The sequence below is a fragment of the Hydrocoleum sp. CS-953 genome (genome assembly GCF_002260545.1).
In the GTDB taxonomy this organism is placed as follows: Bacteria; Cyanobacteriota; Cyanobacteriia; order Cyanobacteriales; family Microcoleaceae; genus Trichodesmium.
This window is the reverse complement of sequence record NZ_LGSU01000783.1, coordinates 1-4,619: the sequence shown is the minus strand read 5'-3', so window position 1 is coordinate 4,619 and position 4,619 is coordinate 1. Positions and strand designations below refer to the sequence as shown.

The window sequence follows — 4,619 nt, the reverse complement described above, 5'->3', positions numbered from 1 at the left end:
CTCTATAATATTATTAATCTTTACTGCAATCCTAAGTATTAAGGTATTAGACTTCAGCTTTTCCTTGGTAATAATGCTGCACCAAATAATACTATTTATCACAAACTTTTGAACCTGTATCTTGAGCCAGGGACTAGGAGAGTAGGGAAGTGGGGGAAAATTAAAAAGATGAATAATTAACACGCTATAGCAATCCTAAATAGGTCGCGGGTAATCAAAAAGTAGATAAAAAACTTGAAACTTACGGCTGTTCCCTATTCCCTGTTCCTTAAAAAGCGGCAATATTTTTGCCACAAATAAAATAGGATTGCTATACTAGCTAATAATTATTAAAAAGGTTTCATCGACCTATGTTAATTACTTAATAATTGAAGTATTACCTAAGCATAGCATTAATGGATGGTAATTGGTATAATGATAGCCTGATGAATAAATGGAAAAATCTTAGATAAATTTGATAAATGTTTACTACAAATAGCTAGGGATTTTTTTAGGAGTCAGGAGTAGTAGGGGCGATTTCCCTTTGTTATGCTCCGCATTGCAGAGCATACTGCTTTCGCCTTCTTTTTATAAGTTAAAATTATCTCTTAGTCAATAATGATATTTTTTGATCGTCATAAGCTTTGCTTGAATAATTTTTCAATACTATTCCGAACTATTCCGATTTTTTTCACTAAACCCTAATTAGATTAACTGTGATTTTTATTAATCAGCTTGACCCCTAAAATTATTACCTAAAAATTAAGGTATAAAGCTTCTCAATATCATGGAGAAAAAAGAAAAAAATTCCTTTTAGCTAATCTTTCTATTAGAACAAGAGGTAATTATTAATTATTAATTATTGAACCTTATACCTAAGTTAATTCTACAGGATATTCAGTTTCACCTTCATCAACTTCTAAAGAATCATCTGGTTCGTCAAAATTTTCGTCAAAAGTATTTTCTATTACCTCTAACTCTGCTTCCTCAGTTTCATTTTCTTCTTGTTCAGCCAATGCCTGACGATGAGATACTTCAGCCGCAACTTTGCTATCTTCTTCAGCATGGTCATATTTACCAGTGTCCTTTATATCAATTTTCCAGCCAGTAAGACGAGCTGCTAGACGTACATTTTGTCCTTCCTTACCGATCGCCAAACTAAGTTGGTCCTCAGACACCAAAATATGAGACCTCCTTTCCTCTGGATCAATCAAACGAACTTCATCTACTGTAGCTGGACTAAGAGAATTAGCAATATAGGTAGAGGGGTCTGGAGACCAGCGAATTACATCTATTTTTTCACCCCTCAATTCATTCACCACTACCTGAATTCTCGATCCCCTTGCACCAATGCAAGCTCCCACAGGATCTACATCTCTTTCTAGAGTATCAACTGCTATTTTAGTTCGGGGACCAACGTGCCGGGATGGTGGATTAGCCTCTCTGGCAACTGCCACAATTCTCACTATTTCATCTTCAATTTCTGGGACCTCATTTTCAAATAAATAAACCACTAAACCAGCATCAGCTCTAGACACAAGTAACTGAGGCCCACGAGTTGAGCCTTCACATACCCGTTTCAGATAAACTTTGAAAGTTGCATTAGCACGGTAGTTGTCGTTAGGTAGTTGTTCTCTTTTCGGCAGTTCAGCTTCTACTTCTGGTCTACCAAAGCCACTACTTACAGCTAAAATAACTGATTGCCTTTCAAATCTCAAAACTCTGGCCTGAAGAACTTCTCCTTCTAAATCTTGAAATTCTTCTTGAATCATTTTTCGCTGCTGATCTCGTAACTTTTGAGCTAATACTTGTTTAGTTTGGATAGCAGCCATGCGACCAAATTCATTTTTATTGGGTGTCACATCTAAGAATACTGTGTCATTTAACTGAGCCTCTGAAGCTACTTCTAGAACTTCTTTTAGAGCTATATGGTGATCTGGATTCGTTACTTCTTCAACAATGGTTTTAGTAGCTAATACTCGATAACCTTCTTCTTCAACGTCCAACTCTATTTCAAAGTTGTCAAAGTAATCATCTGTGAAATGGACTCCATCTATACGTTGAGTGCGTCGGTAGCGTTCATATCCTTTTAATAAGGCTTCTCGTAAAGCAGCTTGAACTGCTTGTTTTGGTAAATTGCGATCTTTACTAATATTTTCGATCAAATCTCTAAGTCCAGGCAAACTAACCATTGACATNTCCATCTATACGTTGAGTGCGTCGGTAGCGTTCATATCCTTTTAATAAGGCTTCTCGTAAAGCAGCTTGAACTGCTTGTTTTGGTAAATTGCGATCTTTACTAATATTTTCGATCAAATCTCTAAGTCCAGGCAAACTAACCATTGACATAATTTTTTTATCCTCTAAATTTTTATAAATTATAGTTATTGAGGCGAATTGGTTTAAATTTTAATGAGATTAGGACATTAATAATTTAGGTATTCAAGTGCAGTATTTTTTTGTTTTTTTGAGAGCTTAGATGTTGGAGATAGAAAAAAACTCGGAAAAAGGACAAATATGAAGTATTGGTCTTGGACTTGTATCTACTTAAGACTGCTCCATTTTCAAGAGAGTATAAGAGAGTAAATACAACAAGCAATAGGGACGGCGTATGGTAAATGATTTTATCCACCCGAAGTATTCAGCAGAAAAGCTTTGCGAAGCGCAAAACGCCAATCGGTAATTGCCGGATGGGGGTCATACCCATTGCATTGGGAGAGGAAATGAAGAAGAAATAAGACCAGTATATTTGATAAAAAAACACTGTTGCTAAATGAACTGTTTCCCGTTAACTCTTCCAAAGGAATTTGATATTTTTTATACAGAATCTCAAACCCTGATTTTTGATTTTGGCTCTGTAAGTGCTAAAAATTATCAAACAAAAAACCTAGAGCATAATAGTAATATTTGTTCCGATAACATTTTCTATTTTCCTTTAACTTAAATATCAGCTATTAATCTTCCCTTGGTCATGCTCCTCAAACAGTTTTTAGCAAAATATTACTTGTCTGACTGCTGAAAAAGCCTGGGTAGAAATCCTTGGAGTTCTAGAAGTTAGATGGTTATTCCGATCTAAAACATCCTCTTTTTAAACTCTTAAAAATCTGATTGCTGAGTATTAAGCATTGACCCCTTTTTAATTTCTACCTTCCTTCTTGTAATTCAACGGTACTAATGAGAGAACGTGGAATGGTCACTTGTCGCCCTTTTTGGTTAATGTAAACGGCTGTTTGATCCCGACGAATAAGTTGTCCTGTCCAGTTATTTTTACCTTTATAGGGTTCGGAAGTATTGATAGTTACACGAAAGCCTTTAAAGGCAATGAAATCTCGGTCATTATCCAAAAACTTAGAAATACCAGGACTGGATATTTCTAATAGATATGGTTCCGGAATTATATTTACTGCATCTAGTTGTTCTTCTATGGCATGACTCATTCGTTCACAGTCATCTAAACCTGTGTCTTGATGAGGGTGTCGAATGTCCAATCGTAGAACTGGAGGATGCTGGTTTGTATGAAATACTGCTCCTACTAATTCCAATCCTAGGGATTCAGCAATAGGGGTAGCAAATTTGATGATTNGAACTGGAGGATGCTGGTTTGTATGAAATACTGCTCCTACTAATTCCAATCCTAGGGATTCAGCAATAGGGGTAGCAAATTTGATGATTTGTGGTATTAATGGGTGAGTCATGGGACAAATGCAACAAAAAAAGTGGGCTTTACCCACTCCCCGTTGACAATTTTGACATCCTATCCGCTGTATAACGGACATAGATTCCTACTGAGCCGTAGCTCCTTAACGGGTTGACGCTTCATTGGCTGCTGCTTTTCATGTCGCGCAGCAAAATTTGACGCCAGTCTTACCTTGGCCTCCATGTCTATTTAATGTCTCGGACTGTCGGTCTAAGACTAATATACTGACTGCCGAATTTTCTAAAGCGGTAGTGCCTACTACCTCTGCAATTTTATCTCTTTATTGCTCTTATGGTAACTCCTCAGACTATTACCGTAGCCCTGGGACTAAAGCATTTTTATAATTGTACCATTTATTTGCGTTATTTGCATTCTAAGGACTTTGCATGCAACGTCCCTACAAGGTTTTGGTTATAGGGATGTGGTTCATCAAGAGTGAAAAGCGCTATATATGGGTTCTAGATTTATTTACCGAAATAATTAATAATTAAACAATTAAATAATTAGATAATTCACGCCTTGAAGCCTCCCCTTTCAAGGGGAAAAGCGGTNATTTATTTACCGAAATAATTAATAATTAAACAATTAAATAATTAGATAATTCACGCCTTGAAGCCTCCCCTTTCAAGGGGAAAAGCGGTCGTTTGCGGAGCAGTCCGTCAGGATGAGATGGCGTTTAGCGTTCCGCACAACGCGCGTTAACGCTACGCGACATGGAAAGCGGAGCATTCCCTATACGAAAAAGCGTTTCGCGGAGCGACATGAAACGCGGCTCTGCATTCTTCGGGTTTCCGTTCCCTCCGGGACGCTACGCGTTTCGCTACGCGACATATAAAGCGGAGCTTTGCGCTAGCAAACGCCATATCTAATCGACCAAGAGAAATAAATATTTTCCTTATTTGTCAATCCTCTCCCTAAAAGGGAGAGGTAATTATCAATTATC

Annotated in this window: 1 protein-coding gene and 1 pseudogene; both read right to left on the bottom strand. The window is 37.2% G+C overall.

Annotated elements, in window-relative coordinates; genetic code table 11:
- Positions 1-854: 854 nt before the first annotated feature.
- Positions 855-2,177: a transcription termination factor NusA gene (gene nusA / locus AFK68_RS09680; RefSeq protein ID WP_094672529.1), complete on the bottom strand. Its 1,323-nt coding sequence runs from the start codon at positions 2,175-2,177 to the stop codon at positions 855-857.
- Between the two features lie 945 nt (positions 2,178-3,122).
- Positions 3,123-3,561: pseudogene (gene rimP / locus AFK68_RS09675) on the bottom strand (ribosome maturation factor RimP); the annotation flags it as partial.
- Positions 3,562-4,619: the final 1,058 nt, after the last annotated feature.